A 15,530-nucleotide genomic window follows, 5' to 3' on the forward strand; every position below is an offset into this window, starting at 1 on the left:
CAAAATTAAAATCAATAATTAACCCTTACGCCTTTCGACCTGCTCGTCTAGATCATTTCGCGACACCGACTAAGCTTGTGGAGAATGATAATTAATCCTTTTATTATAAAGGATTTTATATGATGGTTCTTTTTTAAATTGTTGTTTAACAGCCAGGCAGTAAGTTGGCTCCAATGGCAATATAATTTAGCACATTAGCTTTAAAGAGTAATAGAGTAATTTAAGCTAACAATCCTGCTGATTTAAGGCAAAATATATATTATATAACCTCAATTCATAGTTTTGGGTTCTCATTTTAAATGATACACAATTTCAATAAGTAAAATAATTTTTTAGAGAAAAATTGAGATTTCCTGATCTTAGTTAATTAAACAGGTTGATAAAAATTAATTTTTTTGCAACAGAGCGTTAAATACACTACCTCAAAAATAATCAATAATTTAAAGCTAGAGTAGTAATAATGTCATACTTAGAATATATCTAGAAAATTTTAACCACCTTTGCGGTTATTTAGTAAATTATATTTATCATCAGATGCGTCATATTCATTAGTTTGCTGCTGGTTTAGCTTATTATTTTGTGCAAAAAAAAGCTGCTTTGGCGAAGACCGCGGATCAGAATAGATTGATGTAGGGTGATGCAAATTATTGGTATTGGGCATTGTTGGTTCTCTTTCTGCGGGTAGATTTGAGAACGAACATAAAGAATCGTTAGGCGATGTTGAGGTACCAGGCCATGGAGTAAAATGGCCTACTGGCATAAGTGGATCATCTATTGAAAAAGGCCGGTAATGAGTAGAATCGTTTAGTTGACCATTGGGCTTTGGACCGGATTGAAAAACATGTGGTAAAGGATAGGATATAGCTGCATAAGGCCCATTAGGGTAATCACTTGGTACTGAAAAGGTGATTGGAAAAAAAACTAAATCAGTCGACGAGGGGACGTTATTATAGTTTGGATAGGGTGAATGGATTGGCTGATAGCTCTGAGGGTAGGCGTTAAAAGCATAAGGCATAGCTGTATAAGTACCTGGAAAATGACTTGACTTTAAAAAAGAGTTTCCTGCTGAAGAAGGTTCATCCCAACGGGAACCCCGTTTGCTAGGCAGCTCATCACTTTCACCAACTTCAAGTTGTCTTTTATTATTAATGTTCTTTTCCACGGTCGTTAGGGTATTATAAAGCTCATCATGTAACATACCTATTTGTTCATCATCTTCTTGTGCACTATCTTCCTCTTGAGATGAAATAATTTGGTTAGCAGCGCGACTGCTCTCACTTTGTAATGTCCCCTCGAGAAATGTTAACAAGTCGTCTGCGGTAAGTTCGCCTCCGTTAGCGGCTACGAGCTCCGAAGGTAAAGTAGTTTGGTTAGAAGCTTGACTGCTCATACTTTTTAATACCTCATCGGGAAGTGTTAACAACTCGTCTGCTACGGATTCCAATATATGTGAGAGATCTTCCTGCTGGGCTCCTTGTGTAATATCAAGTAAAATCTGCTCTAAGTCTAATTCTAAACCGCCGTGAAGTGTCTGCTCGATGGCAGTTGAAAGTACATCGTTTACAATAATGTTGTCAATCTCCCAAGGTGTATTATTATACTGCTCACCTAATGCTACTGCCATTTCCTCTGCCGATATATTCCGTAGGCGCTCAAAGGTGAGTGGTTCATTCTGATAACTAAGCTGGCTTAAGTATTTTTTTAACGTTTGTCGTGCAACCCCAAGAGCACTAGCGGCATTCGAGATTTGGGCATTGTTTAAAATACTGGTATGAATGGCTGCAAAAGAAATTTTGCTTAAATCGGATTTATGAGGAATCCAAGGCGCATAATACTGCTCACCTAATGCTGCTGCCATCTCCTCGGCCGGTATTTTATATAGACGCTCAAAGGTGAGCGGTTCATTTTGATAATTAAGCTGGCTTAAATATCTTTTTAACGTTTGTAGTGTAACCCCAAGGGCATTAGCAGCATTTGAAACTTGGGCGTGGTTTAAAATACTGTTATGAATGGCGGAAAAAGGAAGTTGGTTTAGATGAACTTTATTAGGAACCCAAGGCGCATAATACTGCTCACCTACTGTTATTGCCATCTCCTCGGCCGGTATGTCACGTAGGCGCTCAATGGTGAGTGGCTCATTCTGATAATTAAGCTTGCTTAAGTAGCTCCTTAAGAATTCTATGCCAACTCCAAGGGCATTAGCAGCAGGCGTACTCTTGTCATGTTTTAAAATGCTAGCATGAATAGTTGCAAAAGGAAGTTGGCTTAGACGGACTGTATTAGGAACCCAAGGTGCATAATACTGCTCACCTAATGCCGCTGCCATCTCCTCTGCTGGTATCTCACGTAGACGTTTAAAGGTGAGAGGTTCATTCTGGTAACTAAGCTTGCTTAAATAGGTTTGTAACGTTTGTGGTGTAACCCCAAGAGCGCTAGCGGCATTCGAGATCTGGGCGTAGTTTAAAATGCTAGCATGAATGGTTGCAAAAGGAAGTTGATTTAGATGAAATTTATTAGGAACCCAAGGTGCGTAATACTGTTCACCCATTGCCGCTGCCATCTCCTCTGTCGATATGTCGCGTAAGTGTTTAAAGGTGAGTGGCTCATTCTGATAACTAAGCTGGCTTAAGTATCTTTTTAAAGACTCTATGCTAACCCCCAAGGCTTTAGCAGCAGGGGTGACTTTAGCATGGTTTAAAATACAGGCATGAATGGTTGCAAAAGGTAGTTGGCTTAGGTGGACTTTATTAGGAACCCAAGGCGCGTGATATTGCTCACCTATTGCCGCTACCATCTCCTCTGCTGATATGTCGCGTAGGCGTTTAAAGGTGAGTGGTTCATTCTGATAACTAAGCTGGCTTAAGTATTTTTTTAAAGATTCTATAGTAACCCCAAGGGCACTAGCAACAAGTGTGATTTTAGCATGTTTTAAAATGCTGGTATGAATGGTTGCAAAAGGAAGTTGGTCTAAATGGACTTGATTGGGAACCCAAGGCGCTTGATACTGCTCACCTAATGCCGCTGCCATTTCCTCTACTGGTATATTATGTAGGCGCTTGAAGGTGAGTGGCTCATTCTGGTAACTAAGCTGACTTAAGTATTTTGGTAATGATCTTAGGTCGACACCAAGCGCGTTGGCAGCTTCTTTAGTATTGTTATGCATTATAATAGCAGCATGAATTTCGGAAAACTTAAACTTTAGTAGTTTACTTTGCATACTAAAACAACTAATTTTTTATAACGAATTACCATAATTTATAGACTAATTTTCTTCATTATGGAAATAAATTATTTACTTTGCCCTGCTCTCACCTTATGGTCTTTTCTTAAGTAGTTTTAAATCATAATTATTTAGAACTGCTGTTTTTGATTTTATTTGGCTTAAGCCCGTAATTGTTTTTCTGCCAATTTTTGTATAGAAGTAGTTATGATTTGCAACCTATCTTCGAACTTGAGCTCTTCTATAGTAACGTTTTGAAATTCTTTAGTATCTTAAGATTTGTAAACACCAACTGTCTTAAAATTTTCTATTATATTACTATTGAAGTTAGCAGAATCATTTAAAGAAGGCGGTTTTTTATCCATTGATAAACAATATGGGCAGCTAACTCTTGGACCATTAAATAAATATCGCCCTCATCGAATTTCTATAGTTAAAGTTTAGGATATATATATAATTTAAGAAGCTTAGCAGCTTGAATTTTAGAAGCATCTACTTTAGGCCTGCCACTGCTTTACCACGAGCCGCAGAAAGACCTGCCTAAGTTCGTTCTTGAATTATAGTTTCAGGACCTGATGTAAAATTTTAGGATGTCTTTTTATAGTTAAGATTTCTTAAAATTTAAATTATATAAAACTATCAAAAACTTAATGCAGTGTAGCTCAAAATTTATTTATAAAGTTATTTAAATTGATTTTTAGCACAAGGGCAGCTGTAAAATTAGGTTCGTTGATAAAACGATAAAGAAATTAAAATGAGCATCAATAAAACTAAATTTTAATCAGCTATAAGGAATAATACAGCTCGCCTAAGCCCATAATGAGTTTTCTTCAGCCTTCTTTTCATTATTTTCTTAATAGAAACGAGCTAAAATATTATAAGTAAGTCGGAATTATTAAGGAATCATAGTTTATGAAAAGTATGATAGTGGTAGTAAAAAAAGATGCAGCTGTTACTGCGTTAACAACTTTTCTACAAGAAAGTTATCCAGATGATATTGTTGAGCCTAATTTTGATTCATCAACCTTTCATAAACAAAGAGGTTATGACACGATAACATATGCTCCTCCTAGAGTAACCTTTGTTGCGCATGCCCATAACGGCTTTTTTGGTGACCCGGACAATCACTATTATACGCCGGAAGCCTTTGTAGACTATCTGATTAATACTTGCCGCTTACCTTCTAATGTACAGGAAATTGATTTAATTGGTTGTGAAATTGGATTTATGTTGAATAACGCTTGCTTCGCTTCAAAAGTGGCCCAATTACTTTTTGAACAAGGTTATAAAATTGAAGTAAGGGCCTTAACCAATACTATTTCTAATACTGAGGTATCTAATATTAATATAGGTGTAGATAATAACCGTGGTAAGTTAATTATTTTTGGCCAATCAATTAATAAGAAAACTTTAACTCAACTTAGAACCTTAGAAGAGCAAATACAAAAATATGATAATGAGCTACTTTCTTTACGAAACCGCTTGCTTGAATTAGATAAGGAAGAAAGTCAATTGTTTATTGATTATCCTAACTATGAAGATAGGAAGGGCCAAATGCAAGCTCTTAGTAACGAGCGAGAAGAAAATAAAAAAAGAACGACTGAGCTAAATAATAATCCAGAATATAAAGCATTAAGTGACAAGATATATCGCATTAAAACTGAGATAAACTTATTTGAGACCAGTAGCGTTCGTGCCGATTTAGATAAAAGGCCAGAGTTTTATTTTAATGGGGAAATAATTCAGCAAATAAATGAATTAGAATCAGAAATAGAGAGTATTAGAAAAGAAAATGGAAACCCAGCTCTATTACTAAAAAAGGAGAAAAATTTAGTTTTTTTAAAAGAAAAAAGTAAATTTATTACGCAAATGAATATTTTAATTAAAGGGTATGAAAAAGATTTAAGTTCACTTACCTTATTTAGGGATACAAAAAATTATAAGAGAGATAAGTTAATGAAATTAAAGGAATATTTAATAAGTTGTACTAATCTTGATGACGCTTCAAGAGTAACAAAAGAGTTACTTAGTGATTCTTATTTTTTAAAAGGAAGTTTATCACATAAAGCTAAAGATTTTTTATCTAATTATGCTGAGCGACTTGATGACATCAGAATGGATAATAGATGTGAAAATCAGTTAAGTGCTTTTGGAGTTTAATTGTGAAAAATTTTAGTTTCTTTGACAATTATTATTAAATATTTACATAGTTTAGGGAGTTTATAACTCTTTTGAGGCTAAATATCGATACAATGTTGGTTTAGAAATATTAACTTATTTGATAACTTCTATTGTTACATCTTATACTCTGTAAGTAACAACTTATCAAATAAGTTAGAAAGTAAGTTAGGGGTTATAAGGTTTTCTAGATGATCTTTAAATCGCTTTAAATTCAATCTTGAATTTAAAGCGATGCGCTATCTTTAAAGTTGCTTTATATTTCATCAGAAACGAATTCAATTAGAAAATCTTCTTCTATCCAGATCTCATATAAAGGGCCACCCAAGCTAGGTATTTTTCGATAATAATGTAGGCAGCCATACTTTTCTGCTATGGTTTGAAGGCGGGTTATAGGAGTAGAGACTTCTAATTGTATATGTGTTGAGTTGCATTTATCAATTTTACTAACTTTTTTAAAGGAAGCGCCTTCAGATGTAGGGTGCATTATCCAACCCTTCGGTAGTAGTTCAATAAGCTCATTCTTTTTTGCATCCCATAAACATATCCATGCCTTCATCTCAACGACACGAGTTTTAAACGCCATGGGCGTACCGCCTGTGAGTTCAGCAATTACTCGAGCGCACTTTTCGGGTGAATTTACAGCGACAGATAGATGTCGAATGATGGTCATAAAATAATTAATAATTGTTTACTCTAGATTACCCAAATTAATTTAATTGAAAAATCAGTTAAATTTAAATAGTTTCTTTTCATAATTTTATGACTTCTTTCCAGGAAAACTAAGGGTGATAAAATTTGACTAAATTTTTAATTTGATGATGTTTTGACTATACTAATTAAGTCAAGCTGTTTTTATTTTACAGTGCACAATAATCTCCCTAGTTTGTCTACATTTCAATTTTCTTTCTCCTAGAGCATTATTTGTCGCTACCCTAAAGGAATAAATCATGAGTCAATGCACTATCCATATAACTAATATACCGTTTAATACGACAGAAGAAGCCATTGAAATTGAATTTTGTAAATATGGTAAAATAACTGAGATTTGTCTTATAAAAGATCAATTCACAGGCCAGTCAAAAGGAATATGTTTTATTACCTATTCTTCTCAACATGAATCAGATAGGTCTTTAGAAATGAATGGAAGATACTGTTTAGGACGGACCTTAAAAGTAACCCAATCTCAAAGCTGTATAGTGAATTAGTGTCTTTTGCAGAAAATCTTAAATCTTCGAAAGTTGGATTATGATTTACGGGCATTGTAACTTCAGTTCATTGTATATAATTGGATGCGATGTAAAATAGGTTAGTACCATAACTAATCAGTTACTTTAAACCAATGCCAAATTCGCCACAATCCTTTTAAGTCTATCTGGGTTATCATCGACATAGATAGAGGTTGTGACAATGGAGGCATGTCCCGCTAACCTTGAAACCGCTTTAATATCGACGCCTTGCTCTATCAGTTTAGTGATAAAGGTTCGCCGTCCTGAATGTGAACTTGCTCCTAAGATACCTGCTTTGTCATATAGTTTGCGAAACCACTTTGTAAGGTATTAGGCGTAAAACGGCTTCGCCTTTGCGTTTGAAAGAAAGGTTTGTGACGAGCTACGCCATTATCTTTTAAATGATTAAGATAAGTTTGGAGCGTTTCTCGCAATTTTTTATTACTTAAATAAGCATACCGTTGCTTTTCACCTTTGGTCATAGACCGTTTAAGACAAATTTCATCAAGAAGCCGGTAATGGCTATCGGCAACATCAGCAATCGTTAAAGAAGCAATTTCTTTTGCTCGCAGCCCTAAATCAAACGAACAATAAACTATCGCTACATTGCGAATAGCAAATGTAATATCTTTAGCCACTGCTAAGAGTCGTCTGAACTCAGCAGCTGTTAAAACTTTTGCTTTACCTTCTCTAGCCACGATTTTTAATCTAAATTCCTGAAAAAATAATATTTTAACTAAAAAGGGACTCTTAGCAAAATTAAAATGGCCTTTCCCTTAAAAATCCTTTCTGTAATTAAAGAGGTCCGCAAATTGTTCAGGGTGTCTTTATATGTAAGATATTTATTTTTAATTTATTAAGGTTTAAATAAAATTTTATGAATCGGATATCGCAATAAGAAATGGAAATAGATATTTCAAATTTTTTTAAGCACCTTACGTTTTGATATATCAAAAACTTAGTTTAATTAACCCTATTTCAAAAAATATAGAAGCTACAAAAGCATAACCTCAAAGCGTAGTTTAGTCATACAGATTAACTAACTAGTCAATATATGCCACTTCAAATCCCTTGCATGTTGCGAAGGCTGTTTTCATCGATTGGAACCCATTGGGTTAATAAGTCTTTTAAGCTTGCTAGGATCAGATTCTATCAGATTATTGCGATATTTAATTTGTTGACGCTTGACTCGCACCGAAATTACTCCGTCTTTTTTTAACTTTTACTTTTTATAATTTTCTTCAGAAATCGCTTTTTCAATCCAGGCGCATAATACTACCAATCCATACACGGTGGTGTTTTATCAAAAAAGGCTTTTTTTGTGAGATTTTCTTTAATGATAACCATTTAAATAATTAGCTTTAAATAAAGTCCAAATAACATTAAAATGATCTTTTTTGACATTTAAAGACCAACCATGCTTTCTTCACTTAACTTTTTTTCAAGCGTGCCGGATGATGCAGTGCTTATAATTTATTCAAATATGTCTGCTAAAGAGTTGTATAGACAATGCCGCTTAATTGATAAGCGAGAATTGTTTCTATCGACCCTTGCTCTTTTAAATAAGCAAGGGCAAGAAGCGGTGCATTATCAATCTTTATTGATAACGCATTTACTAAAGTTGCAAACTAGCATTATTAATATCTCAGAGGGGGATAAAAATCGTCTATTAAACGCCTTATTGGCACTTATTAAAAATCCATTATTTGATTTACAAAGTAAATTAGCCATTATACCGCTGATAAGTAGATTGATCGGTCACCCTATCTCAGTACCTCACACCGTAATTGATGACATTAAGGAAAAATTAAAGACTGACCATGGCCAAGCAGTTTGTAAGGCATTAGAGTGGTTAGCTGATCTAACTCCTTGCCTTATAGCGACTGACAGATTTAATGCCCTATTGCCTGCAGTGAGGGATAATCTAACACATGGGGACCTAAATGTACAACGCGCTGCGCTTAATTGTTTAGCAAGGCTTATGCAATTCGCTCAATCGAGTGAGGTAAGTGCGATGCTCCTAGCGGTTAAAAATCAATTGAAAGATGAAGCCTTGGAGGTAAGGAGAGTGGCACTCAATTGTTTAGCTGTGATAATGCCACATGCGCAACCAAGCGAAATTAGCGAATTACTCCCTCTGCTCTTGGCTCAACTGAAAGATAAGGAATGGATTGTTAGACAAGCGGCACTCAATTGTTTAGCCGTGATAATGCCACATGCGCAACCAAGCGAAATTAGCGAATTATTCCCTGAACTCTTCGCTCAACTGAAAAATAAAGAATGGTTTGTTAGACAAGCGGCGCTCAATTGTTTAGTCATGATAATGCCCCATGCGCAATCAAACGAAATAACCGTAATGCTCAAATCATGTTTGATTAAATTAATGGATAATGATCCAGAGGTACGACGAGCTGCGCTTAACTTTTTAGAAGTGCTTATACCCTACGCACAATTGAGTGATGTGAGAGCAGCGATCCCAGCGGTCAGCGCTAAATTGGCGGAAGATGACTACAAGATACTAAATGCTGCTTTCAATTGTTTAGCCTTGCTTATTCCTTACGCGCAATCAAATGAAGTAATTGCAATTATTGAAATTGTTAACGCTAAATTGACGGATAGTAGTAATTTGGCTGTAAAAGAAGCTGCGCTCAAGTGTTTAGCCGTGCTTATCCCACACGCCCAACTGAGTGAGGTGAGAGTAGTGATCCCAGCAGTTAAAGCTATGTTGACAGCCAATAATAACAATTCTGTACGACAAGCTGTACTCAATTGTGTAGCTGCGTTTATGACCCATGCACAACCGAGCGAAGGTAGCACCATGTTCTCACAGGTTAAGGCTGATTTGACGAATGCTCACTATGCTGAACGATATAATACGCTTATGAAATTAACCGGGCTTATACCATACGCCCAATCAGAGCAAGTGAGCGAGCTGCTTCCAACAATTTTGGCTCAATTGCTGGATAATGAGTCAGAAGTGCGACAGGCGGCGCTTAAGTGTTTAGCCACGCTTATTCCTCATGCAAAATCGAGTAAAGTTAGCTCAATATTCTCAGCGGTAAAGGCTCGACTAAACGATAATGATGTGGATATTTATGAAGCAACTATTCAATGTTTAGTCTTACTAGTGCCCCGCCTAACACATGATGAACAAAGTGATCTAATAAGCGCTACTCTTATGGCGCCCTTATTAAATAGTGACTATCGTAAAATGTTTTACCCGTTAATTAATGCCTTAATCAGTCAACCAGGTAAAAAGGTCAGTGAAGTGTTTGCGATTTTGCAATTAGTAGAAGAGAAAGACCCAATTCTCAATACTTATACAACACAATTTAATGCATTACTGTTAGGCGACCATATGGGTTCTAATAGTATACAGTCAAAACCCTAAATTAACGCTTGCTGACCTTGCGTCTTTTTTAGGCTTAGCCTGCGCACCGTTCTTAAAATGGTCGCTTTGCGACGCCTATAAATCTTAGTTTATCTATTTGATAGGTAAAGCCCTCTTGTCTTTATATGTATAGTGTGTGTAATTAGAATTATGAAGCGTGCGGATATAATAAAAATAATTAAACGTGATGGTTGGGTCTAATGTCACCAAAAGGGAAGTCATTGCCAATTTAAACATCCAACTAAAAAGGGTAGGGTAACAATACCTCATCCTAAAAAGGATTTACCCATAAGAACGGTAGCCAGTATTTTTAAACAAGCAGGAATTAAGGAGGATATAAGATGAGATATCCTATAGTTATACATAAAGATGAACAAAGTGATTTTGGTGTGAGCGTTCCTGATATACCGGGATGCTATTCGGCTGGTGATACTTATGATGAAGCCTTAACGAATGCTATTGAGGCTATTGAATGTCATTTGGAAGGGTTACTTATAGATAATGAGCCTATTCCAGTAGGAACAGCTTTGGATAAATGGATTAATAATGCAGAATTTGCTGGTGGCGTATGGGCTTTTATCGATATTGATTTAAGTCAAATATCAGGAAAAGCAAAACGTATTAATATTACCATGCAGAGCGTGTTTTAAGTCTTATCGATTTATATACTAAAAATCATGCAATAAAAAATCGTTCGTCTTTTTTAGCGGACGCGGCGCTTAGCTATATAGAAAGTCATAAATAACTACTTTGTTTTTAAGATATTACCTCGGCACTAAATTGTTATAATAATTTTGGGCGTGTTGCAAAAAGGACGTAATGTACTGAATTCATTACTTTTTGAATCGGTTTAATTTCAATGCTAGATAATTGCTCAGGGCTTTGTTAGGCAGCTTCTGCAACACTTCTTCAAGACCTAATGAAAATTTAATAGTAAGCTCTTTCAGCGTGGTTGACAGTGAAAATATATCTTTTGCTTTCATACAAGCATCTAATATGATTAATTCTATATGCAGCCCAACTAAGTCAATGCAAGTTTGTAACAATTATAGCGAATTTACGTTAATTCTAGCTAGGGTGCTTGCTAAAGGTACACTATCCTTTTAAACTTGATGATCTGGCTTAGTTCTAAGTTGTTTTTAGTAGATTGCATATTTCTACAAATGGTTTTAGCTTAAAGGGGTCCTAAAGACCTATAGCTCTGAGACATTTCACAAATAATATTGTAATTCTTCAGTAAGGAGTAGTAGACTAATAATTATTTGAAGTTTGACCTTGAACCTGGCTTTTATGTATGAAACTAGTTATTTAGACAGAAAATATAATTATCATTATATTTAAATATTTAATGATAGATACATATGGTCCTAATATAAAAATATAACTGCTTAAGAGTTACGGCAGTATTAAAAATTAATCGGCTTGCATTTTTATAAAGGTCAGTAATTAAGAGCAATCCATTTTATTAGATACGTAGTCTCTTTTTTGCTCAAGTGCCTCTCTAAGGCTCATCCGTGCACTGTTTTTGCTTCACACAATTTTTTAAGTTCTGAAATTTGAAATGGCAGCCCATCCTTTCCATACCAATCCGCCTGACGCAGGCAGCTTCCGCTCATATTACTTTTAGGAATACTAACACAAGCAAATTTAAAACCAAGTCCAGAATCAGTCTATAAGGGGAAAAATGTTCCAGCATACATACAACCAAGTTTCCTCTTAAATAACCTTTCATTATCTAATACTTTACTTATACCTGAGGTATGTATTTAAGCGTCATAAGTAGTTATTTGTCTTTGCGTATAGCCAACAACTTTTTGCCAAAATTAATTACGATTAATGTCATTATATAACAAATCATAATTATTATAGTAAGCTTGGTATGCTGCTATTACATGCTTTAAGTTAAAATGTATACCTTGCTTAATTTCTGTTTGACGGGTTATGTTTTTTCTAAAGTCTTCATTTATAGATAGAGCGTTGTCTTTATTTTGAATAATACCTAATGCAATAGCATTATAATAATCATTTAGTATTTCTGCAGAAACATCTTCTTTAACCCCCCCCTCAGGAAACTGCTTCTGAAATTGACTTAAAGCTTCTTCTGGTTTTTCTAGCACTTCAAAATAAGGCAGTATCATTTCCCACATAGGTTTATCACCAGCACCAATAGCGGCTTGAAAAGCTGTTCCTAAAATAGTTCTTCCAGAAAAATCTATGGCTGTTGATTTAATCAAAAGTAATTGTGGTTTTGTTTTTATCATGATTTCTGCTTTATCAAACTCACCTAAAACCACATGAGTTAATAATTTTTGAGCCGCTCGCTTCTCTAGCTCAGGTACCGCTACAAAGTTAATAGCTTTTGAAGTCAACGAAAGATTTACTAAATCTTTTTGTGTAAAAAAAGTAGGGTTGAATCCTTCTGCAGAAAATTGTCAATCGTTAAATACTTGCTCTGTTAAAGAGAGCTCTTCTTCTCGGGGGTCTTTGTCCTCTAGCTCATTCATTTGTAAATTGTACAATGATGATTAAATACTCATCTTATTGTGCGATAAATTAACTTATTAATGCAAGTTAAAAATATTCTATGTTCTTGCTATGAAGTATGCTGAGACATATAAAAAGGGAATAGAAATTTTTTTTACCCCCTCCTATTGTCCTGAGTTAAATCCGCAAGAATTAGTTAATAAAGATGTCAAAGCGAATGCTTGCTTATTTAGGCCAGTCCGTTGTGTAGATGACTTACTCATAAACATCCGACTTTACCTAACCAAAATACAGTCTAATGAATTTAAGATTTTTAATTTCTTTAAGAAAAATGAAACGAAATATGCTGCTTGGGAATAATCAACTTTTAAAAGCCAGGGTAATAATTTAGCTTTAATTTTTTGTTTTCTTGATTAACTAAGGGTGGTATTAGGGGCTGAGTTTTTTTATATGCGAAAAAAGAAAATTGCTCACCTGTTAGTAATGCAGCTTGCTGGCTTAATTTATTTGTTAATTCATACTGCTTTATAGTGTTGGCAATTTTATCATGTCCCATTATCTTTGCAATATCATAAGGTGTAACTAATACTTCAGAGTCCTTCCGCTTATCCTCAATAAATAAAGCCATCCTTTCTTGCACAGACTCTTCTTTATTTTCTACCCATGATGTTAATTGAGCGATAGTTTTCTTAATAGGAAGAGTATAATCCGCTTTCGCGGCTAATAATAAGTCAATCACCGAATCATGCCCACTTTCTGCAGCAATAAAAATTGGTGTTTTGCCATTTTTATTAGGTTGATTTAATAATGCACCTGCATCAATTAGTAATTTGACTGTCGATGTATGGCCATATTCTGCAGCAGTATAAAGTGGACTTATCAGCCTATTATCAGTTTTATTTAAGTCAGCCCCAGCATCAATCAAAAGCGCAACAATGGCTTGATAGCCTTGGTAAGCAGCAACCAAAAGTGGTGTTGCGCCTTGCTCATCAACCTGGTTTAAAGGCGCCCTAGCTTCTACTAGTAATTTAGCAATATCCATATATCCTAGATAAGCAGCTACCCACAAAGGAGAAGTACTTTGCCCTTGAGAAGCTGGTTCTAATTTAGCCTTAGCTTCTATTAGTACTTTAACGACATTTGCGCGATTATTTTTAGTAGCTATCCAAAGAGGAGATACGCCATTCCAACATTGATTTATATTGGCGTGATGACCAGCTAAAATTTCAACAACGGGTGCATGGCCATTTTGAGCAGCGACAAAAATAGGTGTAACTCCATTAAATGTTTGGTCTAAATCAACGTGAGAGCGAGCTAAAATCTCAACAACGGGTGCATGACCATTTTGAGCAGCTATATAAAGCGCGGTTAGTCCATGCTCCGCGGTTAATTCTAATGATGCACCATGATTAATTAAATCTTGAACTTGCTTGGCATCACCATGTTTAGCTGCCATGTTAATTAAATTAACAGTGTCAGTTTTACGCTGTGCAATTTCTGCTGTAATAACATGAGTTTGCTTAAATTGTGTGAGGTTCTGTACTAAAGTATCGCAACGGCTATCAAGTTTTGGTAGTACTGCAGTTAGATTAAGAGCAGAATAACAGCTGCTATTATTATAAGAAAAACCTTGCCTAATTAAGTTAGCAAGACGTTGATGGGAGATTGGTGTTGTTGAGTCTTCTAGATAGTCGACATTAACATTGCGATAAGTCCACCCTTGACTTGGATGATAAATTAAAATAACAACATGGTTTTCATTATATAGTAAACAACCGATTGGATCTGAAGAACGATTTGCTGAAGCTTCATCAAATAATTGACCAAGTTCTACTAAATAAATCTCAATTTCAGATTCAGTTTTGATAAAGCATTCAGAATAAAGGTTTGTTAAGCCTCCTTTTGTTAAAATGGCAGTTGATGAAGATAGACTTGAAAGAGAGTCAAATTGCAGCTGAGTTAGAAAAGGCTTATTAATTAAAAAAGCCCAGTCATAGGGTTCTTGAAATAAAAATAAACTGTCGTAAAAACTAAGAATTTCAAGTAACTCTTGGTCTTCCTCAGTTAAATCCTTACCTTTTTTAGACTTAACCTTTTTGATGTTTTGTACTAAGGTTTTGGTTGGTGTTACTGCAATGCGCTGTAGTCTTTTTTCAAAGCGTTCTTGTTCACTTCTACCTAATAAGGCGGCTTCTAAATATCGTAGTGAAAAGCCAGTACACAGCCCTCTTGCACCTTGATCATATTTTAAAGCCTGATATAAGTCTATTAACTTATCGTGAATCGACATAACTAAAATAAACCAATTGATGAAAAGCGTTTAGTTTAGGTTTATAAAATTAAGGAAATATTAAGAGTCGTGTCGAAAATACTCTCAAAGACAATAATCATAATTTTAGGACCTCTTTTAAGAATTTTAAGTTGATTTTTATTTTGCTAAATTTATCTCGGCTAGAGTTTATAATTTAATCTATGTAGGATCTTAAGGATCTAACGTGCTAATAAAACATTGGTCTTAGACGTCATAAGTTTATGGATAATTATAAATTAACTTACAATTTTGTATTTGATTTTAATTTACTATGGAATAGTAGAAATATTTATGTTTAAAGAACAAACCTTGTTTATTTTAGGCGCAGGCGCAAGTTATCCTTATGGCTTCCCTTTAGGTAAAGAACTCATTAACTGTATTTTACAAGATATGAATGATGAAGTACTTATAACTACCTATAAAAATAAGGAGGGACCGCCTGCATGGAATAATTTTGACTTACCTAATTATTACTATGAATTAGAAAAAGTTAAATGTAATATGGAGTCAATCAAAAATACCGTTAATAGGATATCTATTAATGATGTTAATCCTTGCCAAGGAAATCTTTTTAAAATAAACAATCTATTTTATCCTACAAATGCCAACAAAAAAGCAATATATTTTTTAAGGTTCCCATTAAATATATTACCCTGGCTTTAAATTATTGGTCATTTCCCAGGCAGCATATTTCGTTTCATTTTTCTTAAAGAAGTT

The 15,530-nt window shown here is 34.8% G+C and carries 11 protein-coding genes and 2 pseudogenes; 7 read left to right on the forward strand and 6 right to left on the reverse strand.

Annotation, left to right across the window (positions count from 1 at the left end):
- Positions 1-490: 490 nt before the first annotated feature.
- Positions 491-3,217, reverse strand: a complete 2,727-nt coding sequence (locus E1P04_RS16955; RefSeq protein ID WP_165482841.1) for a hypothetical protein — start codon at positions 3,215-3,217, stop codon at positions 491-493.
- Positions 3,218-4,132: 915 nt separating this feature from the next.
- Between E1P04_RS16955 and E1P04_RS16960 the strand changes: the two genes are divergently transcribed.
- On the forward strand, positions 4,133-5,380 hold the full coding sequence (locus E1P04_RS16960) for a hypothetical protein (protein WP_131784054.1): 1,248 nt from the start codon (positions 4,133-4,135) through the stop codon (positions 5,378-5,380).
- A gap of 274 nt (positions 5,381-5,654) precedes the next feature.
- On the opposite strand, the gene E1P04_RS16965 is transcribed toward E1P04_RS16960, so the two are convergent.
- The gene (locus tag E1P04_RS16965) at positions 5,655-6,071 is read right to left on the reverse strand and encodes a hypothetical protein (RefSeq protein ID WP_131784055.1); all 417 of its coding nucleotides are present in this window, start codon (positions 6,069-6,071) and stop codon (positions 5,655-5,657) included.
- 277 nt (positions 6,072-6,348) lie between these two features.
- Between E1P04_RS16965 and E1P04_RS16970 the strand changes: the two genes are divergently transcribed.
- Entirely contained in the window at positions 6,349-6,606 is a 258-nt protein-coding gene (locus E1P04_RS16970; RefSeq protein ID WP_131784056.1) for an RNA recognition motif domain-containing protein, read from the forward strand.
- 126 nt (positions 6,607-6,732) lie between these two features.
- Here E1P04_RS16970 and E1P04_RS16975 read toward each other — a convergent pair.
- Positions 6,733-7,325 (reverse strand): annotated as a pseudogene (locus E1P04_RS16975) (tyrosine-type recombinase/integrase).
- A gap of 719 nt (positions 7,326-8,044) precedes the next feature.
- On the opposite strand from E1P04_RS16975, the gene E1P04_RS16985 reads away from it, so the two are divergent.
- The 3 genes and pseudogenes from E1P04_RS16985 (at position 8,045) to E1P04_RS16995 (ending at position 10,668) form a co-directional block, all read left to right on the forward strand.
- Positions 8,045-10,018: a HEAT repeat domain-containing protein gene (locus E1P04_RS16985; RefSeq protein WP_131784057.1), complete on the forward strand. Its 1,974-nt coding sequence runs from the start codon at positions 8,045-8,047 to the stop codon at positions 10,016-10,018.
- A gap of 216 nt (positions 10,019-10,234) precedes the next feature.
- Positions 10,235-10,363 (forward strand): annotated as a pseudogene (locus E1P04_RS18185) (type II toxin-antitoxin system HicA family toxin); the annotation flags it as partial.
- Positions 10,360-10,668 (forward strand): type II toxin-antitoxin system HicB family antitoxin, encoded by a 309-nt coding sequence (locus E1P04_RS16995; protein WP_242604516.1) that lies wholly within the window; start codon positions 10,360-10,362, stop codon positions 10,666-10,668. The pseudogene E1P04_RS18185 and the gene E1P04_RS16995, both read left to right, overlap by 4 nt.
- A 183-nt stretch (positions 10,669-10,851) precedes the next feature.
- On the opposite strand, the gene E1P04_RS17775 is transcribed toward E1P04_RS16995, so the two are convergent.
- The gene (locus tag E1P04_RS17775; RefSeq protein ID WP_165482842.1) at positions 10,852-11,001 is read right to left on the reverse strand and encodes a hypothetical protein; all 150 of its coding nucleotides are present in this window, start codon (positions 10,999-11,001) and stop codon (positions 10,852-10,854) included.
- 840 nt (positions 11,002-11,841) lie between these two features.
- A complete protein-coding gene (locus tag E1P04_RS17000; RefSeq protein ID WP_131784058.1) occupies positions 11,842-12,387 on the reverse strand; it encodes a hypothetical protein in 546 nt (181 codons plus the stop codon).
- 226 nt (positions 12,388-12,613) lie between these two features.
- On the opposite strand from E1P04_RS17000, the gene E1P04_RS17005 reads away from it, so the two are divergent.
- The gene (locus tag E1P04_RS17005) at positions 12,614-12,862 is read left to right on the forward strand and encodes a transposase (RefSeq protein WP_131784059.1); all 249 of its coding nucleotides are present in this window, start codon (positions 12,614-12,616) and stop codon (positions 12,860-12,862) included.
- Between the two features lie 7 nt (positions 12,863-12,869).
- Here E1P04_RS17005 and E1P04_RS17010 read toward each other — a convergent pair whose 3' ends face one another.
- Entirely contained in the window at positions 12,870-14,792 is a 1,923-nt protein-coding gene (locus E1P04_RS17010; RefSeq protein ID WP_131784060.1) for an ankyrin repeat domain-containing protein, read from the reverse strand.
- Positions 14,793-15,104: 312 nt separating this feature from the next.
- Here E1P04_RS17010 and E1P04_RS17015 point away from each other — a divergent pair, with 312 nt between their 5' ends.
- A complete protein-coding gene (locus tag E1P04_RS17015; RefSeq protein WP_131784061.1) occupies positions 15,105-15,476 on the forward strand; it encodes a hypothetical protein in 372 nt (123 codons plus the stop codon).
- Positions 15,477-15,530: the final 54 nt, after the last annotated feature.

It is taken from the genome of Legionella gresilensis (genome assembly GCF_900639865.1).
Lineage (GTDB): Bacteria > Pseudomonadota > Gammaproteobacteria > Legionellales > Legionellaceae > Legionella_C > Legionella_C gresilensis.